22 protein-coding genes, 1 riboswitch and 2 other annotated features are annotated in these 25,823 nt (G+C 35.8%); of the genes, 2 read left to right on the top strand and 20 right to left on the bottom strand.

Going from position 1 to position 25,823, the window contains the following annotated elements; genetic code table 11:
* Positions 1 to 51: 51 nt before the first annotated feature.
* The 19 genes from EZV73_RS13920 to EZV73_RS13830 all read right to left on the bottom strand — a co-directional run bounded on the left by EZV73_RS13920 (position 52) and on the right by EZV73_RS13830 (position 22,493).
* On the bottom strand, positions 52 to 474 hold the full coding sequence (locus tag EZV73_RS13920) for a DUF523 domain-containing protein (RefSeq protein WP_240840944.1): 423 nt from the start codon (positions 472 to 474) through the stop codon (positions 52 to 54).
* Positions 471 to 2,837, bottom strand: a complete 2,367-nt coding sequence (locus tag EZV73_RS13915) for an endonuclease MutS2 (protein WP_240840943.1) — start codon at positions 2,835 to 2,837, stop codon at positions 471 to 473. Before EZV73_RS13915 ends, EZV73_RS13920 begins: the two co-directional genes overlap by 4 nt.
* Before the next feature lie 62 nt (positions 2,838 to 2,899).
* Positions 2,900 to 5,104 carry a DUF3656 domain-containing protein gene (locus EZV73_RS13910; protein WP_240840942.1) on the bottom strand — a complete coding sequence of 735 codons (2,205 nt, stop codon included), beginning with the start codon at positions 5,102 to 5,104 and terminating at the stop codon, positions 2,900 to 2,902.
* A gap of 64 nt (positions 5,105 to 5,168) precedes the next feature.
* Positions 5,169 to 5,798, bottom strand: a complete 630-nt coding sequence (gene zapA / locus EZV73_RS13905; RefSeq protein ID WP_240840941.1) for a cell division protein ZapA — start codon at positions 5,796 to 5,798, stop codon at positions 5,169 to 5,171.
* A gap of 67 nt (positions 5,799 to 5,865) precedes the next feature.
* Positions 5,866 to 7,641: an HD-GYP domain-containing protein gene (locus EZV73_RS13900; RefSeq protein ID WP_240840940.1), complete on the bottom strand. Its 1,776-nt coding sequence runs from the start codon at positions 7,639 to 7,641 to the stop codon at positions 5,866 to 5,868.
* A gap of 155 nt (positions 7,642 to 7,796) precedes the next feature.
* A complete protein-coding gene (locus EZV73_RS13895) occupies positions 7,797 to 9,200 on the bottom strand; it encodes a S41 family peptidase (protein WP_240840939.1) in 1,404 nt (467 codons plus the stop codon).
* A 72-nt stretch (positions 9,201 to 9,272) separates the two neighbouring features.
* Complete coding sequence (pheT, locus tag EZV73_RS13890; RefSeq protein WP_240840938.1) at positions 9,273 to 11,669, bottom strand: phenylalanine--tRNA ligase subunit beta; 2,397 nt, start codon at positions 11,667 to 11,669, stop codon at positions 9,273 to 9,275.
* Positions 11,670 to 11,679: 10 nt separating this feature from the next.
* A complete protein-coding gene (pheS, locus tag EZV73_RS13885) occupies positions 11,680 to 12,699 on the bottom strand; it encodes a phenylalanine--tRNA ligase subunit alpha (protein ID WP_240840937.1) in 1,020 nt (339 codons plus the stop codon).
* An 84-nt stretch (positions 12,700 to 12,783) separates the two neighbouring features.
* Positions 12,784 to 12,987 (bottom strand) — a binding site (T-box leader).
* Between the two features lie 23 nt (positions 12,988 to 13,010).
* Positions 13,011 to 13,751, bottom strand: coding sequence for an RNA methyltransferase (locus EZV73_RS13880; protein ID WP_240840936.1), 741 nt, complete (start codon positions 13,749 to 13,751; stop codon positions 13,011 to 13,013).
* The gene (locus EZV73_RS13875) at positions 13,751 to 14,407 is read right to left on the bottom strand and encodes a TrkA family potassium uptake protein (protein ID WP_240840935.1); all 657 of its coding nucleotides are present in this window, start codon (positions 14,405 to 14,407) and stop codon (positions 13,751 to 13,753) included. Before EZV73_RS13875 ends, EZV73_RS13880 begins: the two co-directional genes overlap by 1 nt.
* Positions 14,408 to 14,418: 11 nt before the next feature.
* A complete protein-coding gene (locus EZV73_RS13870) occupies positions 14,419 to 15,765 on the bottom strand; it encodes a TrkH family potassium uptake protein (RefSeq protein WP_240840934.1) in 1,347 nt (448 codons plus the stop codon).
* Between the two features lie 80 nt (positions 15,766 to 15,845).
* Complete coding sequence (locus EZV73_RS13865; RefSeq protein WP_240840933.1) at positions 15,846 to 17,936, bottom strand: methyl-accepting chemotaxis protein; 2,091 nt, start codon at positions 17,934 to 17,936, stop codon at positions 15,846 to 15,848.
* Between the two features lie 105 nt (positions 17,937 to 18,041).
* Complete coding sequence (locus tag EZV73_RS13860) at positions 18,042 to 18,308, bottom strand: zinc ribbon domain-containing protein (RefSeq protein ID WP_240840932.1); 267 nt, start codon at positions 18,306 to 18,308, stop codon at positions 18,042 to 18,044.
* 51 nt (positions 18,309 to 18,359) lie between these two features.
* A complete protein-coding gene (locus tag EZV73_RS13855; RefSeq protein WP_240840931.1) occupies positions 18,360 to 19,553 on the bottom strand; it encodes a hypothetical protein in 1,194 nt (397 codons plus the stop codon).
* Between the two features lie 150 nt (positions 19,554 to 19,703).
* Positions 19,704 to 20,057 carry a 50S ribosomal protein L20 gene (gene rplT / locus EZV73_RS13850; protein WP_240840930.1) on the bottom strand — a complete coding sequence of 118 codons (354 nt, stop codon included), beginning with the start codon at positions 20,055 to 20,057 and terminating at the stop codon, positions 19,704 to 19,706.
* A gap of 22 nt (positions 20,058 to 20,079) precedes the next feature.
* The gene (rpmI, locus tag EZV73_RS13845) at positions 20,080 to 20,277 is read right to left on the bottom strand and encodes a 50S ribosomal protein L35 (RefSeq protein WP_240840929.1); all 198 of its coding nucleotides are present in this window, start codon (positions 20,275 to 20,277) and stop codon (positions 20,080 to 20,082) included.
* A gap of 18 nt (positions 20,278 to 20,295) precedes the next feature.
* Positions 20,296 to 20,790, bottom strand: a complete 495-nt coding sequence (infC, locus tag EZV73_RS13840) for a translation initiation factor IF-3 (protein ID WP_330637118.1) — start codon at positions 20,788 to 20,790, stop codon at positions 20,296 to 20,298.
* 63 nt (positions 20,791 to 20,853) lie between these two features.
* Positions 20,854 to 20,972: a sequence feature (ribosomal protein L20 leader region), on the bottom strand.
* A gap of 60 nt (positions 20,973 to 21,032) precedes the next feature.
* Complete coding sequence (locus tag EZV73_RS13835; RefSeq protein ID WP_240840928.1) at positions 21,033 to 21,854, bottom strand: EFR1 family ferrodoxin; 822 nt, start codon at positions 21,852 to 21,854, stop codon at positions 21,033 to 21,035.
* A gap of 48 nt (positions 21,855 to 21,902) precedes the next feature.
* Positions 21,903 to 22,493, bottom strand: a complete 591-nt coding sequence (locus tag EZV73_RS13830; protein ID WP_240840927.1) for a TetR/AcrR family transcriptional regulator — start codon at positions 22,491 to 22,493, stop codon at positions 21,903 to 21,905.
* A 144-nt stretch (positions 22,494 to 22,637) separates the two neighbouring features.
* A riboswitch (TPP riboswitch) is annotated at positions 22,638 to 22,742 on the top strand.
* A gap of 66 nt (positions 22,743 to 22,808) precedes the next feature.
* On the opposite strand from EZV73_RS13830, the gene thiM reads away from it, so the two are divergent.
* Together thiM and thiD are read left to right on the top strand one after the other, a co-directional pair.
* The gene (gene thiM, locus EZV73_RS13825) at positions 22,809 to 23,636 is read left to right on the top strand and encodes a hydroxyethylthiazole kinase (protein ID WP_240840926.1); all 828 of its coding nucleotides are present in this window, start codon (positions 22,809 to 22,811) and stop codon (positions 23,634 to 23,636) included.
* A complete protein-coding gene (gene thiD / locus EZV73_RS28890; protein WP_330637106.1) occupies positions 23,623 to 25,041 on the top strand; it encodes a bifunctional hydroxymethylpyrimidine kinase/phosphomethylpyrimidine kinase in 1,419 nt (472 codons plus the stop codon). Before thiM ends, thiD begins: the two co-directional genes overlap by 14 nt.
* A 23-nt stretch (positions 25,042 to 25,064) precedes the next feature.
* Here the strand turns inward: thiD and EZV73_RS13810 are convergent, their stop codons facing one another.
* Positions 25,065 to 25,823, bottom strand: coding sequence for a hypothetical protein (locus EZV73_RS13810; RefSeq protein WP_240840925.1), 759 nt, complete (start codon positions 25,821 to 25,823; stop codon positions 25,065 to 25,067).

Here is a 25,823-nt window from a genome sequence, read left to right as displayed (position 1 = left end):
TAAACTAGAATAAATGTTGACTTTAACCTAGTTCAAAAAAAACGACTTGAATCAATCCAAGTCGTTTTCATTAATTACTTTTATATCATTTGCCATCAAACGTTTTGCCATGATGCCAGAGCCTTTGACAAGTTTTCTTGTAAAAGAGCCATCATAAATCTCGTAAGTCCCACAAGAAGGACTTTTTGATTTTAGAATAGCCTTTTCTATATTTTGGAGCTTCACCAGTTTCATGACTTCATCCACACCTCTTACAAAAGCTTTTGTTACATCATTTTCTTCTGTACAAATTTTAAGTGGTTGAAATGAAACAATTTCTGCTGGCGGTCTAGGTGTAGTAAGACCACCCATCTGCTCAGGACATATTGGCATAAAGGCCTTGTCCTTTAAGTAGTTTATAACCCTTTCATCTGCCTTTTCTTTGCCGTCATATCGACACGACAAGCCAAGTAAACAAGAAGATACTAATATCATTTGGCCACCTTTATAATCGTTACACCTGCGCCACCTTCACCATATTCACCTTCTCTATAAGATGAAACATGAGGATGTTTCGAGAAATAACCCTTTAGCTTACTTTTGAGTACACCAGTACCCACACCATGAATGATGGTAACCTGATCAAGACCAGACATGGCTACATCGTCTAGATATCTGTCTAGTTCATAAATTGCATCTTCGAAGTTTGACCCTCTTAAATCAATAGATGTAGAAATATTTGCAGACCTAGATTTAAATAATCTACTAGATGTAAAAGACTTCTTCTTTTCTGCATTGGTTCTTCTGACCTGTTTGATGTTTACTTTCATCTTCATAATACCAACACGTACTGTCAAATCACCCTTGTTATCAGGCTTTGAAGCAACCTCACCCTTTTGGTCTAAGTTGATGATATAAACAGGTTCACCAACCTTAAGATTCTTAGGAATGTCTGATTCATCCACTAGGACTTGATTGATTTTACCAGAAGTATCATCAATACCATCTTTAAGTTTCTTACGCATTTCTTCAATACGTTTATTTTGCTCTTTGGTCCCCTTAGTCTTTAAGCCTCTCAGCTCTTTGATGATTTCATCTGCTTCTTGTTTAGCCTTCTTAAGAATAGCATTGGCCTCTTCTTTGGCTTTTGTAATCATCTTATCTTGACGCTTCTCTATATGATTTCTCTTATCTTGAAGCTGGTTCTTTAATTTTTCTGCATCCAGTCTTAACTTAATGGCTTCATCACGTTCAGTTTCGGCATCCTTACGACTGGTTTCAATAGATGATAAAACATCTTCAAATTCAATGTTGTTGTTATCAACAAGCGCTCTGGCATTGTCTATTACATAATCACTTAGACCAAGCTTTTTAGAGATTTCAAAGGCATTTGATTTTCCTGGCACGCCTATTAAAAGCTTGTAAGTTGGTGAAAGTGTTTCTACATCAAATTCTACACATGCATTTTCAATACCTGGCTTTGTAAAAGCAAAGTGTTTAAGCTCACTGTAGTGAGTGGTTGCAAGTGTTCTAATACGTCTATGATAAAGTTCAGACAAAATGGCCATAGCCAGCGCAGCACCCTCAGTCGGATCTGTACCAGCACCCAGTTCATCAAATAAAACAAGGGCATCTTCATCCACTTCATGCAAAATAGAAACAATATTAGTCATATGACTTGAGAAAGTCGACAAAGACTGTTCAATACTCTGCTCATCACCTATATCGGCAAATACATTAGAAAAGACAGACATCTCTGTACCATGATCCACAGGAATATGCAAACCTGACTGGGTCATTAACACAAGTAAACCGACGGTCTTTAATGTAACAGTCTTACCACCCGTATTAGGTCCTGTAATAAGAAGAGTGGTAAAGTCCTTACCCAACCAAACATTTGAAGGTACAACTTCTTTTGGATCTATAAATGGATGACGAGCATTTCTTAGCTTAATACGCCTCTCATCAATAAGTGCAGGTGCCATACCTCTCATATCTACTGATAGCTTACCTTTTGCTACTGCAAAGTCTATCTTCTGAAGTAAGCTTTGATTTAACTTAATGCCTTCTTCAGCTACAAATACTTGAGCTGTTATCTCAGTTAATATTTTCTCTATTTCAGCTTTTTCTTTAAGTCTTAACTCTTTTAAATCATTGTTGAGTTCAACAACCGCCATCGGCTCGATGTACAAGGTATTACCAGAACCTGACCTATCGTGAACAATCCCCTTTAAGTGGGTTTTATGTTCAGCCCTTACCGGTACTACAAAACGGTCATCTCTAATAGTAACTAAAGAATCTTGTAAAAACTTCTGCATGGTATCAGAAGTAATAATCGAATTCAGTTTGTTTCTAATGGCTTGATTCTTTTTTTCAATCTGTCTTCTGATACTTGCAAGGGCAGGTGATGCCTGATCAGAAAGTTCATTCTCTCCGATTATAGAGATATTGATCCTATCTTCTATATCCTTGTAAGTAGAAATCAAATCACCATAAGCTTCGAATATAGGATACTTAAGGTCTGGCATATTTGATTTTCTAATATGCTGCTTAACACGTCTAGCCGTGCGAAGTGTATCAGATACTTCAATTAATTCACCTGGATACAGAAAAGATCCTATTGCTGCTCTTTTAAGGTAGATATCCATCTCTACAAATGGCCCTATTGGAAAAGAGCCATTTGATATGATCATACTATTTATTTCACTGGTTTCATCTAACCATTCTTTTATTTCATCAAAAGACGTTGAAGGCTCCAAGTCATCTACTAGCTTTTGGCCGAGAGATGAAGATGTTTTCTTCTTCAACAAGTCTTTAATCTTGTTAAACTCTAATACTCTTAATGCTTTTTCGTTCATTTTGGAACTCCTTTCACACTAATTATAGCATGATTTTTCCATTCTTATTTTACAATCATATTTCACTCAACGCCTTTAAGATAATGACCCAAGGATTGATTTGAAAAATGCAGTCTACCTTTGTTGCCTTTTACGACTCTTAAATAAGCTTCAGTAATTTCACGTACTTCCTCAGGAGATTCCGTTGTGAAATCCAATCTGAAATACCTGATGTTAGTGCGCATCAAATCATCCATTTCAGAAATCAGATTCAATCGCTTGCTATTCAAAAGCTCTAATCTCTGACCATTTCTAATCATGGTATAAGCTTCACCAAAACGGTCTAAAAGTACCGGATGATTTTTACACGGCTGACTACATGACTTACAATGAGTCGGTGCTTTTGTAATTGGACAATAAGCCATGATCATAACTGGCGTATAACCATAAACAATGTATTCAAGAGACTGATCTTTATTAGGCTTTAACTCCCTTAACTCTTCTCTGTTTAGTTCATATGAAAGCGTGACACGCTTAACTTGCATATCATGATAAGCATTGATGGTATGCTGATTAAAGATATTTAGTGAGTAATCTGCATAAACCTCATCAAAGTAGTTCAAATGACCATAAGCGCCAGCAAGAACTGTCTGATTTTTATCAAAATCTGAATACATCTCTGTCGTCGAAACCCTAGGCACAGACTTATAGATTTCTACTTCTAAATCCTTAATGGCCTCTGCTTGCTCTGTATACCTAACCGATACAGTCAGTTCTGAAAACCTGTCTTCAACAAGCTCGTAAGCCTGATCATTCACGATTAACTCACGGTCATATCTTTTTGCTCTTAAAGCATCTAGTTCATCTGTACACAATCTTCTTAAATCGTTGATGGCACTTGATGGCAAAGATAAGCCGTCGTCTAAAAATACATCGATATGGCCGAGTTCATAAGCCGTCGAACCGAGCTTTTTAAGCTGCTTGATCAATCGTTCATGATTGATGGCTACCTTCTCAGCTTTTTCAGGTAATACATCACTTGAGTGCACCACTTCATTTTTGCCATCAGAAACCTTCAATACCACTTCTTCTAAGGTACATAAAAGTGCCATCTCTACAGTGATTCTTTTGGTCTCCTTATGATAAGACTGTTTAGCCTCATGCATGATTTCAGTATCATAAGTTCTGTAAACAACTTCGCCCTCTTTTGCAGGGTATTTAAACTCTACTGTAACACCATCTTTATAGTCATAATTTTTAACTCTTTGATTGCCAACAAAGAATAAATCACATCTCGCACCCACTGAAGAGTCTTTTCTTCTTATTTGAATTTCATCACCCTTGTTGAGTGGTTTTTCTAGGTTCAAATGTAGTCTCTTTGATTTTGCATCATATGATGCAACTGTACCGATTCTTTCACCACGATTACCTGGGGCGTCAGACCTTATGATATTTTCATTGTATAAATAACCCTTGGTATAAGACCTGTTAAACAAGCGGTGTAAATCTGTCTCATACTTCTTAAAATCAATCATTTGACGGTAGGCTGAAACAATAGAAGCTGCGTATTCAGGTCCCTTCATTCTACCTTCAATCTTTAATGAATCTGCACCTGCTTCAATAACTTCATCGATGTCATCTATAACGTTTAGATCCCCCGGACTAATGGCATAAGATGTTTCATCTTCAAAAGTATAAAGCTGTCTACATGGCTGGGCACATCTGCCTCTGTTGCCAGAACGGCCGCCAATCATACTCGACATCAGACATTGTCCTGAATAGCTGACACATAAAGCACCATGGACAAAAACTTCTAATTCAACATCTATTTGAGATTTCACTTGTTTAATCTCTTCTAAACCCATTTCTCTAGCCACAACAACTCTAGAAAAACCGAAGTCTTTTAAAAACCTAACATCCTCTAAAGAATGTGCCGACATTTGTGTAGAGGCATGCATCTCTAAATCAGGATAGGTCCTTCTTATATGGTCTGCTAAACCAAGATCCTGTACAATAACAGCATCTACATCATTGATATATAGAAAATCAATGTACTTTTTAACATCCTCAAACTCCGATTCCTTAATAAGTGTGTTCACGGTAACATAGACACTTACATCTCGAATATGAGCGTATTTAATGGCTTCTATTAAAGCCTGGTCATCAAAGTTCTTGGCAAAAGCTCTTGCACCAAAAGAGCCGCCTGATAAATACACGGCATCTGCACCATTTTGAATGGCAGCAATTAAAGATTCCTCTCCACCAACAGGTGCTAATAATTCAGTCATAATTCCTCCTAATATGTTAAAATAACATGAGTCTTCTCAATAGAAATAAAACAGAGAAGTATGATTACTCCTCTAAGTCTTCTTCGTATATGATTTCTTCTTCAAAACCGTAATCATCATATTCTGTCATTGATTCTTGTAGTTTTTCATTTTCGAGTTCATCAAACACTTTTATATATTCTGCAATTTCACTTTCTCTAAGTAAAAGCTTCTCTTCTAAATCTGCAATTCTCGCTGTGGCTCTTGAAAGTGCTTCATCACTGTCTACCATCTCACCACACATGTTCTCAAGCTTTTCAGCCAACTCTCTTAACTGAGCTTCTTGTTGACCTCTTGAGGATCTGACAAGTTCAAACTCATTTAAGATGTTGTCATATAAACTTTCAGCTTCTGACACATGTCGTGTCAAAGAAGATATCTGCTTTTTAGTCTCTTCTATATCATCGCTTGATGTAGATTGATTTGGTAAAAGCTCTTCAAGTTGATGTCTCGCTTTTGTTAAATCATCTGCTAAATTCAAAGCAGTCAAAATGGCTATCTTAGTATAGCTTAAAGATGAGTTCGACTTCAATATGGCCTGCATCCTATCGTCAACCAATCTTGCTACTTTTTCTACGTATTCTTGATTATCTGTACTTACCAGATAATGATCCTGATCTAATATTCTTACTGAAATTTTATTTTTATTTGCCATATTTACACCCCACATATATTACTATATCAATCATACTATAAATATAACCAACAAGAAAGCTTTCAAACTAAGAAGTCCATAACTTTTTATAAAGTGCTTCAAATTCTTCTAAATGTTCCATCAGACGGTCTACAATGACCTGATCAAAGTGAGAACCTGCATCCTTTTTAAGGATGTCAATGGCCTGCTCAAAGTCAAATGCTTTTTTATAAGGTCTTTCACTTGTTAAGGCGTCAAATACATCGACCAGTGCAACAATTCTTGCTGCAAGTGGAATAGCATCTCCCTCAAGGCCTTCAGGGTAACCCATACCATTAATTTTTTCATGATGGTACTTAGCAATATCAGCTGCCATTTTAAACTCAACATCACCTACTGAACCTAAAAGTTCTTCTAGAACTTCAGCACCATGAAGACTGTGTGTTTTCATGATGGTCATTTCATCATCGTCAAGTCTTCCAGGCTTATTTAAAATGTTGTCAGGAATACTGACTTTACCGATATCGTGAAGGGGACTCAGTCTTTTAATTCTTCTTATAAAGTCATCGTCGATTTCCTCAAAATCCCCTACAAGTTTTTTGGCTACAAAGCCACTGTAATAAGAGATTCTGTCAATGTGATTGCCTGTAACATTGTCCTTAGATTCTACCATTTTTGCAAAAGATCTAACAGTAGAAATCATCATATTTTCATAAACAAAAGAGTTTTCCATAGAAGTGCCTAAAGCATTGGCAATATTGATTAGAAATCTTTTGTGTTCTTCTAAATAAACATCTTTTGCCGTTGAAGAAAAGAAGACAACACCAACCGCTTTTTCCTCGTGAAATAGCGGCAAGGTCATAGATGCTTTCATATTCTCTTCAATCATCAATCTAGTAGATTCACTTTTTGGATGCTTGATTAAGTAGTCATCCAAATCATTGATGATTCTTATATCATGATCTTCAATGACTTTCATCAAACTTGTTTTGCTAAAGTCTAACTTATATCCTCTTCCTAAGACAATCTCATTTGAAGACCTGGCCTTGATGGCTTCTACTGCCATACCATCAGGGGTAATGACTGCTATACCGATTCTATCATAGGGTATAAAAGGTTTTAGGTTATCATAAATAAAATCAAAGATATCATCAAATCTTTGTCTAGAATAAATTTTCTCATTGATGGTAGAAACCAGCATGTTCTTCTTAACAAGGCGGTTATAACCATCTATTAGATACTTAAACTCATTTCTAGAGTTAATCGATTCTATTTCATTGATGACCAATTTTTCATGTTGGGCGTTGATTGATTTAGTCACATGTTTAAGCGGAATGATCACTTCTCTATAGATGATGATTGCTGTTAATGACATGATACAAATCATAATCACCACCATCAACATAAAGACATTTCTAGAACTTGTTGCATGGTCTCTAATTGCCTTTATGAGTGCATCTTTTACCAAACTATTTTTCATCAATAAATCTTCAAAATCATAGCTTAGGGCATTCTGGTTTTCTATAGACTGATGAAGTTGATTCAACTGATAGCCGTAATCATCGATTACTTTTACATCAACAAACTCCGGAAACACAAGCGTATAGTCATCGTAATTGTCATTTAAACCAGCCATTAACTCTACTACAGAAGTGTCTTCTATCTCATAGAGTGCATTGTAATATGTTAACTTTTCGATACTTTCGATTAGACGTTCCGATTTCAGCGTTAATGAGATTTGCTTATTAATATATGTTTCTCTTTGTTCGATTTCCTGATAATTTACAAATGTAACTACAAAGCCTGAAATCAGTAATGCAACTAAGAACAACATTCTAAATCGAATGGAATGATATTTTTTCATACATAACTCCTTAATTCACTTTATTATAACATATTGAGAAAATATAGTTGTGAATTTTCTGTATCATTTGTGATATTCTATACCACATTCGTCAATAAAAAATCCCTTCTAGGATGAAGGGAAAATCAATCTTTCTTGTCATATATAATACAGTATCATTTAAAACTCTCAAGGAAAGCCTCTATTTGGTCATCATTCATTACTTTATCCACTAAGATAAGATCATTAAAATCGATGCCTTCATTGTTGCTTAGGGCATATTGATCTGATGATTTTGAAATAAGCGTCCCGTCTATCAGCTGAAAATAAACCTTTTGATATGCTTGTTTATTCAGTGGTTCTGAGCCTATTATATATACATCCATATTGTCTTTCATAATATTTGCAAAATAAAGTGACGCAGATGCACTGGATTCATTCACTAAAATAGTAACCTCATAATCTCTTCTATTTGAATTCTGCTCTAGTTGATAGGTCTGTAAAGAAACTAATTCATCACCAACCTTATAAGTTAAGTTCATTGATATATTCTTTAAGAAAACACTTAGAAGCTTACTTGAACTTGATATCCAGCCTCCTCTATTATTTCTTAGATCCACTATAAGTCGTGTTGTTTCTTCATCTAGGTCAGATAAGAAATGATTTATTCTAGATTCAAACATCAACTCATCTATAAAAAAACTGTCTATATCTAAATACATGGTCTCATGATTCAGCTTCTTATAGGTTACCTGAGGATCATCAGAAGTAAACAACTTCACGTACTTATAATAATTACTCTGCTTTATAAAAGCAGGATAGCCTAAATCACTTAATCTATCTGTAGAAAGGTCTTCAACAGGAAAAACATAAGCGTGGTAATCATCTCTTATATCTAAGATCTTGAGAAGCTCATAATAATATTGATTATAATCGGTTACCTCACCTACAGCTCCGCCTGTATTTGAAATAAGCATCATCTGTTTTAAGCCTTGCATGTATTGGTTGTTAGACTTAATATCCTTAAAAAACGCTTCTTCTTTAACAAGATCATTGATTCTATTTTTGTCATAAAGTACATACTTATAATCATCTTTCTTTAGAAGATAAAGATCACCATTATAGATGAAAGTTCTTATGGCTTCTAAAGGCAAATAAATAGTATCTCCAATCTTATGATACTTAAAGACCCCCTCACTAAAATCCAAGTTGGTTGAATAGTCTTTTCCATCTACAGACCTATTTTTTAGATTAAAGCCTACAGAAACCATAGCAAGTATCATGTCATCTTTTACATTGGCATCAGCTCTATAAGTAATGGCTAGCCTATGATTCCCTTTATCATAATCACCCTTTTTTAAGTTCTTTATAAGCTTTAAGTCTTCGTTCATCAAATTAGATAAGTCAACAAAATCACTTAGTGAAAGATACTGAAGACCTTCATTTTCAAATACCTGACCACTCATAAGGAGTTGACCATCTTTATCTAAAACTTCTATGGCTATAAGCTCTTTGTCTAACGCTTGAGAGCTACAAGCACATAAAAGCAATACCAACATTGCTATCCATATTTTTTTCATAAAACCTTCTTTCAATGGTCTCATTATAACATGAAAAATAAAAAATACCCCTTCATAATGAAGGGATATATATTATCTTAATTCAGCATCTAGTTTTTCTTCTAAGTTCTTTAGAATTTTATCCATAGCCTTATTTACTTCTTCGTCTACCAGTGTACGATCTTTTGCTCTGAAGATTAATGCATATGCCATAGACTTATGACCCGCCTTAATTTGAGCACCTTTATACACATCGAAGATCTCAACTGATTCTAGAAGCTTACCACCTTTATCATGGATGATGTCTAAAACCATTTGGTTTGAAACTTCATCTTTTACTAGGATAGCTAAGTCTCTTGTAGAAGCAGGGTATTTTGGTACACCTTGATACTTCTTATCAATTGCTGTAACTTGCATAAGCATATTGAAGTCGATTTCAGCAGTTAATACTGGTACTTCAATGTCATAGTTATCTGCTACAAGTGGGTGAACTTCACCTAATGTACCTAGAATGTGGTTATCACCAAAGACGATGTTTGCACATCTACCTGGATGGTATGTTGCATGCTCAGTCTCAGCTTCATACTTATAACCAGAAACACCTAATGATTCAAATAATTCCTCTACAACACCCTTTAGAGTAAAGAAGTCTTTGCCTTCACCGTACATACCCATAACAAGTGATTTCTTCTCGATAGGTAATTCAACGATTGGTTGTTGTTTAGGGAAGAATAAGTTTCCAACTTCAAAGGCTGAAGCTTCTTTTACACTTCTCTTGAAGTTTCTACCTAGAACCTCTAATAAGTTCGGTAAAAGTGTTGTTCTCATGATTGAATATTCTTCACCAAGTGGATTTATTAACTTAACTGCATTTCTTAGAATTGAATGTTCAGACGCATTGATTAAGTCTAAAGACTTAGGACTAACAAACGAATAAGTTGTAATTTCATTTAAACCAGAAGCAACCAGTGATTCACGTGTTAACTTTTGGATATTCTGACCATTAGTAAGTGCACCCCATTCATTACCTCTAAATAGAGTTGATGGAATAACATCATAACCATAAAGTCTAGCAACCTCTTCTACAAAGTCGATTTCTTTTAGCAAATCAAGTCTTTGATGAGGTGGTGTACAAACAAGGTTGTCACCTTCAAGCTGAACCTGAATTTCAAGTCTTTCAAGAATCTCTTTCATAGCATCTACTGTTAGATTTAAGCCAAGTAAGCCATTCACTCTTGAGCTTCTTACAGTTATAGGCTCAATCACACGCTTTTTAGGATATACATCTACAATGCCACCAACAACTTTACCAGCACCTAACTTTTCGATTAAGTGGCATACTCTGTTAGTCGCAGCAATTACTAAATCTTCTGAAACACCCTTTTCATATCTAGAAGAAGCTTCTGATCTTAACATTAAGTCTCTAGAAGTTTTTCTAATCGACTTCTTGTTGAAGTTGGCAACTTCAATTAACAAAGATTTTGTCTTGTCAGATACTTCAGTTTCAGCACCACCCATAACACCTGCTAGTGCAATTGGACCAGATGGATCTGCAATAACTAGCATCTCTTCAGTCAATTCTCTTTCTTGATCATCAAGCGTTACAAGCTTTTCACCTTTTTTCGCTGATCTGATGATCACTTTCTTTTCTTTGATTGTCTCTAAATCGAATGCATGAATAGGTTGACCATACTCTAAAAGTACAAAGTTGGTAATATCAACGATGTTCGAAATTGGCTTCATGCCAGCTTTCATAAGTCTTAACTGCATCCATAAAGGTGATGGTTCGATTTTTACATCTGTAACCACTCTACCTGTATATCTAGGACAAAGGTCTGCATCTTCAATTTCAATTGAGATATAGTCATTAACATCACCCGATTCATTCTCAATTGTTTCTTCTGGATACTTCACTTTTAAGTCTAAAGTTGCAGCAGTTTCTCTTGCCATACCAAGAATGGATAAACAATCTGGTCTATTTGGTGTAATTTCAAACTCAATTACTGCATCCTTTAAGTCCTCGATTTCACCAATTGGAGTACCTAATGGATATTCACCAGGTAGTAACCAAACACCATCAATAAACTTCTTAGGAATAACAGAGTTTTCAAAGCCTAGCTCTTGGAAAGAACATAACATACCAAAAGATTCAACGCCTCTTAACTTACCTTTTTTGATTTTCGTCTTATCCGCTAAAACAGAGTTAACCTTACAAACTGGTAAATAAGCATCTTCAACTACATTAGTTGCACCTGTAACGATTTGAACTGTTTCGTCACCGAGGTCTACTTCAAGAACTTTTAACTTATCAGCATCTGGATGCTGGTCAATTTTTAATATCTTACCTACCACAATGTTAACAACATTCGGTAGCGTTTCTTCAACAGTTTCGGTATTAGAACCTGACATGATCAACTTTTCTTCTAATACTTTAACGTCAATGTCTTTTATATCTACATATTCAGACAACCATTTAACTGGTACTAACATAATTTCCTCCTTAGAATTGGTCGATCATTCTCATATCATTTTCAAATAAATATCTGATATCTTCAATTTCATACTTAAGCATTGTGATTCTATCTACACCCATACCAAATGCGAAACCAGAATACTTTTCAGAATCGATACCACATTCTTCTAATACTTCAGGGTGAACCATACCGCAGCCAAGGATTTCTATCCAACCTGTACCGCCACAAACTTTACAGCCTACACCGCCACACTTGAAGCATGTAACATCTACTTCTGCACTCGGCTCAGTAAATGGGAAGTGGTGTGGTCTGAACTTAGTTTTGATGTTTGAACCGAAGAATCTCTTTACAAACAAGTCTAAGGCACCTTTTAAGTCAGCCATCGTTACATTCTCATCCACAACAAGACCTTCTAACTGGTGGAACATTGGAGAATGCGTTGCATCTAACTCATCAAATCTAAAACATCTACCAGGAGAAATAACCTTAATAGGCGGCTTTTGATTTTGCATTGTTCTGATTTGAACACTTGAAGTATGTGGTCTTAAACAGATATCAGGTGCAAAGTAGAATGTATCTGATGTTGATCTAGATGGATGATCATCAGGTGAGTTAAGTGCATCAAAGGCATTGTAAACCGTTTCAACTTCTGGACCTTCAGCGATCTTGTAACCCATACCTAAGAAGATATCTTGTAATTCATCAAATACTTTCATAAGTGGGTGCTTGTTACCAACATTAACTTTTGATGCAGGTAATGTAACATCAATTACCTCACTCTTAAGCTTTGCGTTTAATGCTTCTTTTTCTAATGTCTCCTTGATATTAGAAAGCATTGTTTCAATGTGACTTCTTACTTCGTTTGAAACCTTGCCCATCTCTGGTCTTTCTTCCTTCGAAAGTTTACCCATACCTTTTAGGATGTCAGTTAATTCACCTTTTTTTCCTAAAAACTTTATACGTAAATCTTCCAACTCTTTTAAAGACGATGATGATTCAATCATTTCAGTTGCCGTTTCTCGAATCTTCAACAAACGTTCTTTCATGACACTCTCCTCTCATACTTACGTAACTCTATTCATTAAGAATGGTATACGACATATTCTACAATAAAAAAACTTCCTCCCTAAAATAGGGACGAAGTAATATCCGTGGTACCACCCAAATTGCCATAAGGCCACTCGATATCCGTAACGTGGATGAAACGATAGAACCTACTGAATTCAGCCCTACAGCTCGAAAGTGAACTTCATAGATTTCATCATGAGAATTCTCACCAACCATTCTCTCTCTTAAAATCATCCATCTACTACTCTCTTTGTCTTTGCTTTTAATGCTAGTATTATAACATATGCCTTTAAGATACACAAGCAGCAATTTCAAACATTAAAATACCACCTGCTATAGAAGCATTTAAAGACTCTACATCCCCCTTCATAGGTATGTAGATACGCTCATGACAGATATCCAATACTTCATCTGTAATACCATTGCCTTCATTACCAATAATCAATAAAGTCTTAACGTCATACGTAAAATCCCTATAAGGCTTGCCGCCTTCTAAAGCTGCACCATATATCTTATAGTCTAGTTTCATTAGATCATCTATATCTCTGCCCATAAGAACAGGAATGGAAACAATCGAACCCATAGAAGATCTGATAGACTTTTGACTGTAAGGGTCTGTACAGCCCTTTCTTAGGATCACGCCACCAAAACCAGCGGCTTCAGCTGTTCTAATCAGGGTTCCCAGATTGCCTGGGTCTTGAATCTTATCTAAAAACAAGACTGGCCCCTCTCTTAAAGGGACTTCTTCAATCTTTACAATTGCAAGAATCCCCTGAGGTGTCTCTGTCTCTACCAATGTCTTCATAATGGCGTCACTGGTTACAACGATATTGTTAAAATCTAAATCATGGCTCTTATAAAAGTCTTCCGTCATGATAATAGATGATATGGCTATATCATTTTCTAAAGCATGTTTAACAATTCTATAACCATCAAGTATAAACTCATTTGCCTTTAGACGTCCTTTTTTAGTTTTCAGTTTTAAGACCGATTTTATAAAGGCATTGTCTTTTGACGTAATTAACTTCACTATCTAGTACCACTTTCAACTTTTCTGATATCGTCATTATGACCGATTACTACAAGGATATCATGCTCGCTGATAGACTCTTCTGGTCCAACATTGATGTTGATGCTTTCATTAGACTTAATAGCGATAACGTTGATACCATATTGTGCCCTTACGTTCAGTTCGATTAATGATTTACCGATCCATGCTTTTAAAGGTGTAACCTCAGCAATTGTATATTCTTCTGATAACTCAATGTAATCTAAAATTTTGTTAGACACTAAGTTCTTAGCTACTCTAACACCCATTTCTCTCTCAGGGAACACAACCCTGTCTGCACCAATTTTATATAGTACCTTTGCATGCATTTCATTTTGCGCTTTGGCAACGATATGTTTAATACCCAGTTCTTTTACCATAAGTGTTACCATAATAGAAGCCTGGATATTGGCACCAATTGTAATCACAGCAACGTCAAAGTTTCTAATACCAATGGCCTTTAGGGCATTTTCATCTGTTGCATCTGCCTGCACCGCGTGTGTTACTGAGTCTGCTATATTTTGAATGGTTTCCTCAGAAGAATCAACGGCCATAACCTCACTACCTAACTCATGAAGCTTTCTAGCCACACTTGATCCAAATCTACCGCAACCAATAATTACGAATTGCTTATTCATATTGCCTCCTTCTATCCAACACTGACTTTTGATTCTGGATATCTAATCAATGCTTTGTTATCTGATTGGGCCAGAGCAAATACTATTGTTAATGCTCCAACACGTCCTGCGAACATTGTAAAAATTATTATTATTTGACCGAGTGCTGATAGACTCGATGTGTAACCTAATGATAGTCCTACTGTTCCTAAAGCGGATATAGCTTCAAACAATAGGGTGATAAAATCTGCACCTTTTTCAGTCATTGTCAGTAAAAAGACAACTAAAAATCCTAAACTTATACCAACACCTACAACTGTTAGGGCTCTGTTGACATTGTCTCTAGAAATACGTCTTCTAGAGAACTCCACATCATCTCTACCTTTTACAACAGATATGATTAAGAGAATCACAAGAGCAACAGTTGTTGTCTTCATACCACCGGCTGTTGAACCTGGTGAACCACCGATAAACATGAGAAGTACTGTTAATAGCTTTGACGAATCATGCATCTGAGCAAGATCAATGGTGTTAAAGCCAGCTGTTCTCGTTGTAACCGACTGGAACATGGCTGCAGTTAACTTACCCTTTAATGATAAATCTTTCATGGTATCTGGATTGTTAAACTCCATAACAAAGAATAAAACAAAGCCAACTAAGATAAGGGTAACTGTCATCATCACAACAATCTTAGAGTGAAGGGTTAACTTCTTATAAGATCTTGAGCGAATCAAATCAATGATCACTGTAAAACCCAAACCACCTAAAATAATCAAACTCATTACTATAAAGTTAACAGACAAGTTCTCTGTGTAAGGTGTTAAAGATCTACCACCACCTATAATATCAAAACCTGCATTACAGAAGGCTGATATAGAGTGGAAAATACCAAAGAAAATACCCTTAGGCACACCGTAATCCGGTATAAAATTCATGGCTAGGAAAAAAGCGCCTATACCTTCTATGACAAAGGTCGTTATAATGATGTATTTTGTCAGTCTTACAACACCTTGTATTGTAAACTGATTAAGAGCTTCCTGCATAATCAAACGGCTTCTCAGAGAAATCTTTCGTCCAATAATGAGTGCAACAGAAGTCGCCATGGTCATGATACCCAGTCCACCAATCTGAATTAAAATCAAAATGATGATTTGACCAGCCATATTCCAATGAGTGCCTGTATCTACTACTACAAGTCCAGTTACACAGACCGCGGAAGTTGATGTAAAGAGCGCTTTTAGAAAACCTGTAGACTCACCTGTTTGTGTTACAAAAGGTGTTGAAAGTAAAATACCCCCAACCAATATAATCAAAGCAAAGCCAAGTACTAAGATTTGCGCGGGATTTAAATTTTGTTGTTTTAATTTGTCTTTTAGCATATTGCCTCCATTTACTCCTTATTATTATAACACATTTAATTCCAAAACAAACTCCAAAAAAATTAGCCCTAATGGGCTAATTAAACTTTGAAGAATTCTATCTTTTGATTCAACTCACTCGACAGTGCATTCAAGCGGTCTGCATTCTCTGCAACTTGCTCTACTGCTTTCGTTTGCTCGTCCATTGAACGCTCAACTTCTTCAGTCGCAGCAGCTGTTTCCTCTGAAATCGCCGATATATTATTAACAGAAGCAACCAGCTGGTTTTTACTATCATTTAGAGCATCAAGTTCAGTTGTAACAATCTCTATTTGAGATGAAATACCATCTACAGAACTAAATATTTTATCGAAGGCAACATTTACATCACCTAAGGCTTCATTTTGCTGCTCATTCATTTCTGTTACTTCATTCATAACAGATACAGTCTCCTGGCTCACGCCTTGAATATCTACAATAATGGTTCTAATCTCTTCAGCCGCTTCACTTGATGACTCTGCAAGCTTTCTGATCTCATCTGCAACAACTGCAAAACCTCTACCAGCTTCACCTGCTCTAGCAGCCTCAATAGATGCGTTTAGTGCAAGTAAATTAGTTTGTTCAGCTATAGATGTAATGGCCTGGATAATGTCTGTAATTTCATTGGCCTTCTTATCCAAATTATCTACAGCATCTTTAACTCTCTCATTAGAAGAGTTCGCCTGTGAAGACTTCTCTTTCAAAGTATCGAGAGCCTTTAAACCAGTCTTATTCATCTCGATAGCCACTTCAGCATTTTCTTTCATAGCAGTAGAGTTATCCATTAAGGTTACAAATTGATTGTTGATATTTGCTGCAATTTCAGCACCAGTTTCAGCATCACCAGCAGTTTCTTGAGTACCTTTTGCAATCTCTTGGATTGTGACAGCAACTTGGTCTACAGTCGCATTTGTTTCTTCACTCATGGCCGCCAAGTTAGAGGCTGAATCCACCATATCTCTCGAAACGTGTTTGGTTTCAACGATTAAATCTCTTACAGAAGCAGACATATCATTTAAACCATCTGCTAACAACTTAGTTTCATCTTTAGATTTAACCTCAACAACAGTTGTAAAATCACCATTTTTAATATGTTCTATAGATTCAACAATCCTACGGATTGGTCTTGTAATGGAGTTACCCATCCATAGAGATACAAGGATTGCTACTATAACAAATACAACCAAAACAACAACAATGGTTATTAGAACAACAGTAACCATAGCCATAACTTCATTTGCAGGAATACTAGAAGCCACTATCCAACCATTATTGAGATGACCAAAAGCTGCAATTACTGGCGAACCATCATCTCTGTCATAGGCTACAAAGCCTGCATCTCTAGAGTTCATTTCATCTAATAAAAATTGATAATCTCCAACTTCTAGCATATTCCATGGTTCAGGCGTACCGTCTCCATCTCTATCTTCCCAAGGTAGTCTCGGATGTATAATCGTTCTACCATCTGGATGCATCAAGTATAAATAACCAGTATCATACAAAGTAGTCTCTTCTAACAGTTTTTCTACATCATCTAAGTATAAGTCCATACCAACCATGGCAATTGCCTCACCATCTACAATAACTGGTGTTACATAAGATGTAATCAGACCACCTGCAGATGATTCATATGGAAATGTCCATAATGTATTTTTATTGTCAATGGGTTCACTGTACCATGCATTGTAGTCTAGGTAATAATCATAACCAAATGCCCCTTGCAGTTCATAAGAACCATCGTCTTGACGTAACATCCATACATCTACTTCTTGGTCAAACTTAACCGTATTAAAGTAGACGTAAATAGATCTTGTTAAATCTGTATTCTCCCCTAAAGTTTCAAGACGTTTTACAATATCTTTTTTATAGTCTTGTAAATACGATTTGTCTCTTAATGCCTTATCTACATCGACATCAGCCCTAATATCATTAACAATAACACTTACTGCTGATTCAATGTCTGAAAAGTAAAGTTCAAAGGCATTGATACTTTCTGCAATCTGTGTTTCAGCACCATCTTTCGATTGGTCTCCGACCCGGCTATTTACAGTCATACCTACTACCACACCAATGACAACCAATGAAACAACATTCACTAATAAAATTGCTCGCATTATTTTTGCCGATATTTTTCTGAGTTTTACTTTGCTCATACCCAACCTCCTCATAAGAGATTACTACCCTAATATAAGCAAAACATTCAAAAAAAATAAGTTTAACAACAAAACTTTGTTTTGTCGTTAAACCTATAATATATACTACTGATTCCAGCGTTCTAATTTAGGAATACCCCTGGTAGCTAGCCAAGCTACAAAGCCATTCATACCAGACTTTTTCATCTGGTTTATACAGAAGTCCTGCATCTTTTTAGGTGTGTCAACTTCTTTAGGTGTCAGAAACTCACCATCTTTGTAACACATATAACAGTATTTCTTGTTGATACTGCCATCTTTTTCACTGCCACCACCATTTGGATCTTTTTTCATTGGAAAGCCACATGACTGACAATACTTATACGTTTTCATACAATCACCTCCGGTATCATTACACTGATACCACAAATCATCATGTACAAACTACAAAGATGCTACAATTGTATTTAACTGCTTGTTAAAAGACTTTTCTACCTTCTTATAGGCCCTAGTAGAAAAATGACTTCCTTCTGAAATCCTCTTATAAACAGCCTTTGAAATATAGGATTTACTCCTCATAAGGGCTTCAAAAATAAGTAGTTGAATGCTTTCATGTGTTAACTCTCTTAAGGCGACTTGAGCCTTTGTGTTTTGCTCATAGTGGTTATCAATAAAGTGATCTATGAGATTAAGCATCTTATGTAAGATGGTATCTAAATGTCCTAAAGTCCCCTGAATGTTCATGATTGTAAAGTGTTCTTCTTTTAAATCAACTTCTAGATCCTGCAAATCATCTGCAAGTTGCAGGATAACACCATACATATAGGCAAACAACTCCTCCTCACGACTTAAAACTCCCTTAACCAAATAAGCATCAGCAAGCACGGAAGAGCCACCCTTATAAAAGGTTAATGACAGCAAGTCTTTATCAAACAAGGACTTCATACCATGCTGGTGGAGGGAGGCATTTTGTCCATCTAGTATAGCCAACAAACCTTCAAATACCCTTGGATGATCAAAGCGGTTCCAATCCTTTTCAATCAAGTCGATCATCTCAAAACACTTGCATTCAGCTTCATTACGACCTTGACCATGGCCCGATTTAATTTTTTCTCTAAAACGCATGTTGAAATCCATCTTATCAGCTTTTGAAATACCTGGATCATCAAGATAATTGTCCGTTAGAGGATAAAGCATGGAATAGGCAAAAACAGAATCTGTAATTTCTACCTCTTGTCCAAGATACATCTGCATAGAATGCATGACCCATACATTTCTAAGAGCTTGAAATATGCCTTCTCTATCAATCTCAGGCTCAACTTGTCTGGCACGTTCTATAAAGGTCTTACTATGCTCAAAATAGTCTTTCTTAAAAATTTCATCGACAGCTGATTGTGACATGCCAATTGTTCTTACAGCAAACGTTTGAACCTCATCAACCAAGGCGTCAGCAATCTCATCATCTAATTTATTGATATCTAGACGCTTCAAACCAGCTTTTAACTTTTTATTAAGTCTGTGTAAGTCAGCATCCTTTTTCTTGCTGTAACGCTTCTTATACTTATCATATTTTGAAGGCATAGAATACCAAACTTTTAATACGTCCTTATTTATTTCATCAAAATACTTTATCTCCATCAAATCACCTCGATAATATCTTATTATATAAATTAAAATAAAACATTAGAGCCAGATTAAAAATAAGAACCTTCTGCACCCAGCTAAAGATTCTAATAGGTTTCAAAAATCTAAATAAAAAAAATCAGAGGTCTCCCTCTGATTCATATATTAGATATTAGCTTTAGCTAATGCTACTAATTTAGCAAAACCTTCAGCGTCGTGGATAGCAATCTCAGATAACATTTTTCTGTTGATCTCTACGTTTGCTTTCTTAAGACCGTTGATGAATCTGCTGTATGACATATCATGCATTCTTGTAGCTGCATTGATTCTAGCAATCCATAACTTTCTGAAATCTCTTTTTCTAGTCTTTCTACCTACGTAAGAAGATCTTAAAGCTCTCATTACAGCTGGGTTAGCAGCCTTAAAGATCTTTGATTTCATTCCGTAGTAACCTTTAGCTAATTTTAATACTTTTTTATGCTTTTTCTTTGCGTTTACAGCGCCTTTTACTCTAGCCATTATTCAAACCTCCTCTTAAACCTTACTTGTAAGGTAGTAATTGCTTAACTCTCTTCATATCACCTGCAGAAATTAATGTTGCTTTTCTTAAATTTCTTTTTCTCTTTGGTGACTTCTTAGTAAGAATATGACTTGTGTAAGCTTGTCCTCTTTTCCATTTACCAGTGCCTGTCACCTTAATTCTCTTAGCAGCACCTCTATGTGTCTTCATTTTAGGCATATTCACGCCCTCCTTTCACTACTTTTTAATTGGCGTAAACATGGTAGTCATTGAACGACCTTCCATCTTTGGACGCGAATCCATTGTGCCAAATTCTTCTATTTCTTTTGCAAATTTTTCAAATACAGCATAACCTAGGTTAGTGTGACCTAATTGTCTACCTCTAAAACGTAAACTAACTTTTAACTTGTCGCCACCAGATAAGAATTTAGCTGCATTCTTAGCCTTAGTCTTGATATCGTTCTCTTCGATATTTAAGCTTAAACGGATTTCTTTAACCTGTTGCGTCTTTTGCTTCTTACGAGCTTCCTTATCACGCTTAGCTTGTTCATACTTATGCTTTCCGTAATCCATAATTTTGCAAACTGGCGGTTTAGCACCTGGCGCAATCTTAACTAAATCTCTCTCGCGTTCATTGGCAAGTTCCATCGCCTTATCGATTGATACAATTCCTAATTGATCACCATTTTCATCAATTAATCTTACTTCTCTGTCTCTAATTTCTTCATTGATTTCTGTCTTCTTGATAACGCTACACCTCCTGGTTTATTGTTTTGCTTTTCATTATGGATCCATAGAATAAAAAAATAGCGGATGTAAATATCCGCTATAAAAATCATAGTCATTCTCTAATTTTTCGCTACCAGGCTAGCGCTAGCTGCCGTGGTGAGAAGCGGATACTTCTACTTGGAAAAGCAATATTCATTTCTAACATAACTATCCTAACACGGCACATACTACATGTCAACAACTTTTTATACTTTTAGCACATTAAAATCAAACTTATCAATTGGGCCTTTAAATCTAGGGTACTTGTCCAAATCCTTTGAAGCATCCGTTATTTGTATAGAAGCTTTTGGACACGATTGATAACATCTCATACATGCAATACAGTGATTTGAAAAAGTAATCTTGTCGGTTAGTTTTATGTTTTCAACAGGACATAGTTTAACACACATGCCACACTTTGTGCAAGTGTTATCTGCATAAATTGATTCATTAACCTTTTCAATGTAGGTATCCATATGTTTTCTCTGAGTATCCCCCAGCCAATTTTGAATATCATTAACAGATTTTACCGCAGCCTCACCTTGTCTAATTTGACCTGCAAACTCTATGATTTTTTCATGAGCCTTCTCATTTCTTCTATTGATTTTTTCTCGATTTCCAACTTTGAATGCTCTTACAAAAACAGGTACATAAAAGTTATTGGACATCTTTAATTCTAATGTTTGCATCAAGTGATAACCCTTCTTTAAAAAAACATCTGACAAGTAATTGGCACCATCACCCGACATAAATGCCTGTGTGCAAAAAACTGCCAAAGGTTTGGTAACCTTCATAGTCGGTAAATCATTGATAAAGGTCTGCATAATTCTAGGTGCTTCCGAACCATAAATGGGATAACCTATGATGATTTGATCAGAAGCTTCAATTATGCTTTCTAAGTTATCCTTTAAATAGTCGTTTTCAATTGAGTAACATGATACATGATTTTTGCCTAAAGCCAACTTCAACTTTTGAGCTGCATACCATGTATTACCTGTCCCACTAAAATAAAATATAGAATAGTTCATAAAACCTCCTGTCCAATCGGTCAGTTTTTTATCTAAAAAAATAATCTCTTATTTTTTTAGTTTCTCAAGTTTATCTATAAGCATATCTACTTGAATAGCCCATAGACGTTTGTAATATGTAACATTTAAATCTGTTAAGAAATGACAGCCAAAACCATCAGCTATAACAGCCACAAGTTGACAGTAATCATCTAAGTCCTCATAAATGTCCCCGTTTAAGGTTATGATAGCGTCTTTTAATGATTCTCCATAAGCAAGCTTGATATCCATAATTAAATCATTGTACCTTTCATCATGAAAGGCTTCATTATATAGTACGAAAAAAGATCTATAGAAGTTAACGTGTTCTTCATTGTCCTTAAATATTTCATCACCTATATAGATAAGCAGGTCTCTGAAAGAAGATACCTGATCCACATTATTTAAGGCAATCAAGTCACTCGCTATCATTTTCATGGCCTCTATAGGTAGTATATCCACTGACTCAAAGTGATGAAAAACATTGGATTTTGAGACACCTGCTAGTTTGGCTATTTTAGATGCACTGATATTTTTTAAACCATGGTCTGATAAATAGTGTAATGTAGCGTATATTATTTTTTTCTTTGTTTCCTGCCCTTTTAAAGTTCTTCCATCCATACGTGTCTCCTTAAGTCCATTATATAACAAACTGTCCAAACGGTCAATTTTATTTCTAACCAAATACTACTCCAAGTCATATTTCAAAATCATCCACTTATTCCAATTGACCTAGATAAAAAAGCATGGTATATTTACCATGAAATGAATATACAGGGGAGCTGATGACTCGGCTGAGAGGAAGTTTGGACTTCGACCCTTTAACCTGATTTGGATAATGCCAACGTAGGAAGTCACTTGTAAACTTTTCTGGAATGTTCTTATTGGGCATTCCATTTTTTATTACTTACTATTTATTTGAAAGACGGTGATCACATGAATTTATCAGCATTACTTAAAAATGTAAAAACTGCACCACCACTCGTACATAACATCACGAACTACGTAACTGTAAACGACTGCGCCAATATCCTTCTTGCCATTGGTGCTGCACCAATCATGGCAGACGCCATTGAAGAAGTTGATGAAATCACAAGCATTTGTTCAGGCTTAAACATTAATATTGGTACTCTTAATGCCCGTACCATTGAATCTATGATTCAAGCTGGCAAAACAAGCAACACACTAAACCACCCTGTTGTCCTAGATCCAGTAGGTGCAGGTGCTTCTAAACTCAGAACTCAAACTGCAAAAACACTATTAGATCAAGTAAACTTTTCAGTCATAAGAGGTAACATCTCTGAGATCAAAACGCTAGCTATGGGTTCTACTACAACTCAAGGTGTTGATGCCAATGCAATTGATACAGTTACAGAAGACAACTTAAATGAAACCATAGAATTTTTAAAAGCTTTTTCAGAAAAAAACAATGCCATCATCGCAATAACTGGCGCCATTGATATTGTAGCAAGTAAAGATCAGGCCATCGTTATTAGAAACGGCCATCCAGAAATGTCAAGAGTAACAGGCACAGGGTGCATGTTGTCAGCTCTTATCACTGCATTTGTCTCGGCTAATCCAGACAATCACATACAAGCGACAGCTGCTGCAATCATGTCTATGGGCTTAGCAGGCGAGCAGGCTTATGAAACGCTAGTGAAAAACAATGCTGGCAGTTCTAGCTATAGAAACTACATCATAGATGAAATCTACAAGTTAAATGAAGAGAGTCTAAATAAAGGAGCAAAGTATGAAATTCGATAATAAACATGCCATGGCCTTGTACGCTGTTACAGACAGGGCCTGGTCAACAAAAGAAACTTTTATAGATCATATAGAAGAAAGTCTAAAAGGCGGTGTTACCTGTCTACAGTTAAGAGAAAAAAATCTAGATGAGGATAGTTTCTTACAAGAAGCCATAGAGCTAAAAAAGCTTTGCAACAAGTATAAGGTACCTTTTATCATCAATGACAATGTAGATATCGCCATCAAGTCTGGTGCCGATGGCATTCATGTAGGCCAATCAGATATGTCACTTTTAGACGTTAGAGAAAAAGTCGGCGACAAGATCATTGGTGTTTCAGTACAGACATTAGAACAGGCCCTTGAAGCAGAAAAAAATGGTGCAGATTATCTGGGTGTTGGCGCTGTATTTACAACAAGTACCAAACTGGATGCTTCCGAGGTATCACACGAGACATTAAAAGAAATCTGTCAAACAGTAAATATTCCAGTAGTAGCTATTGGTGGCATTACAAAAGAAAACATCAAGGACCTTCATGGTTCTGAAGTAGACGGTATTGCTGTTGTGTCTGCTATCTACTCTAAAGAAGATATTAAAATGGCAAGCCTTGAACTTCTAACAGAGGTTAACAACCACCTTATTCAAGATAAGATGAAATCAGTCCTTACCATAGCAGGTTCTGACTGTTCTGGAGGTGCTGGTATTCAGGCGGACCTGAAAACAATGACAGTCCATGACGTATATGGCATGTCTTGTATAACTGCCCTTACAGCTCAAAATACAACTGGTGTTTATGGCGTTGTAGAAATCTCACCGGACTTCATTGAACAACAGCTTGATACTATTTTCAAAGATATTTATCCAGATGCCATTAAAATAGGCATGGTTGCCAACTCTGAAATCATAAGTGTCATCGTTAAAAAGTTAAAAGAATACAATGCAAGAAATATTGTTGTAGACCCAGTCATGGTTGCAACTAGTGGTGATCCACTAATTTCAAACGAGGCTATGGATGCCTTGATTCAAGAACTCTTACCACTTGGTTCTGTTATAACACCAAATATTCCTGAAGCTGAAAAGCTCAGTGGTATGATCATCGATTCTGAAGAAAAGATGATTGAGGCAGCTAAAATCATCTCTAAGAACTTAAACGGCAGCCTCCTTATCAAAGGTGGTCATTTTGGTCAAAAAGCCAATGATTTACTTTATACAAAGGGACAGTGCTATTGGTACTCAAGTGAAAGATATATAAATAAAAATACACACGGTACAGGCTGTACTCTCTCTTCTGCTATTGCCTCAAACTTGGCAAAGAACTTCAGCGTGGAAGAATCTATCAAAAAATCAAAAGACTATATTTCAGGCGCTATAAAAGCAGACTTAAATATAGGAAAAGGTAGAGGTCCTTTAAATCACATGTATTAAAAAAATCACCGAAAGGTGATTTTTTAGTCCCAATAACTTCTAATTTGATTTTCTTCTATCACAGATTGTACACGATATTTTTTCATATGAACAATCAAGTCCTTCTTATATTCATATTCATAAAAATCTAGATACATGAGGATATCCTCAGAAAATCTCACCCTATAAGCAAAGGTCTTATTTCCAAACTTATCATATTCATAATACGACTTAAAGCTAGTACCATCCACAGTCTCTGATACACTTCTTATCATCAAATTTTCTTCAAAAGTGTTAACCGTATGACTCGACTGAACATCATTTTTATCATAGCTTACAAAATCTATGATGTTGCCATCTTCATCAACAAAACCTTCATTGTAGTGAGAAATGCTTCCATCCGTATCATAAAAAGTGATTTTTCTTTTATCCTCTTCATACTCAAACTCTGTGATTAAATTCCCAGCGTCCGAAACAAAGGTCTGTTTAACTTTTCTTCCATCATCATATTCATAATAGACATGGTTTGTCATATGAGGTGAGATTCTTTTTTCTTCCACAAGTAAATCATTGTCATAATAAAATTCACTAGTACTTGTCTCATCATTAAATTTTAAAACCGTCTTAGCGACTTGATCTTTAACATTGTACTCATAAGTCATTTCTAGTACAGATTGTACATCATAATATATCCCATCAAATTCTATTTGATTGTCTTTAACAACAATTTCGGAATACTTTTCTCCATCTTGACAAGATACTAAAAAAATTATTATTAGTAAACTTAAAATTACTTTCTTCAT

This window comes from Acidaminobacter sp. JC074, assembly GCF_022496765.1.
GTDB lineage: Bacteria > Bacillota > Clostridia > Peptostreptococcales > Acidaminobacteraceae > JABXKX01.
The sequence above is the reverse complement of the archived record's forward strand: the minus strand, read 5'-3'. Positions and strand labels throughout refer to the sequence as shown.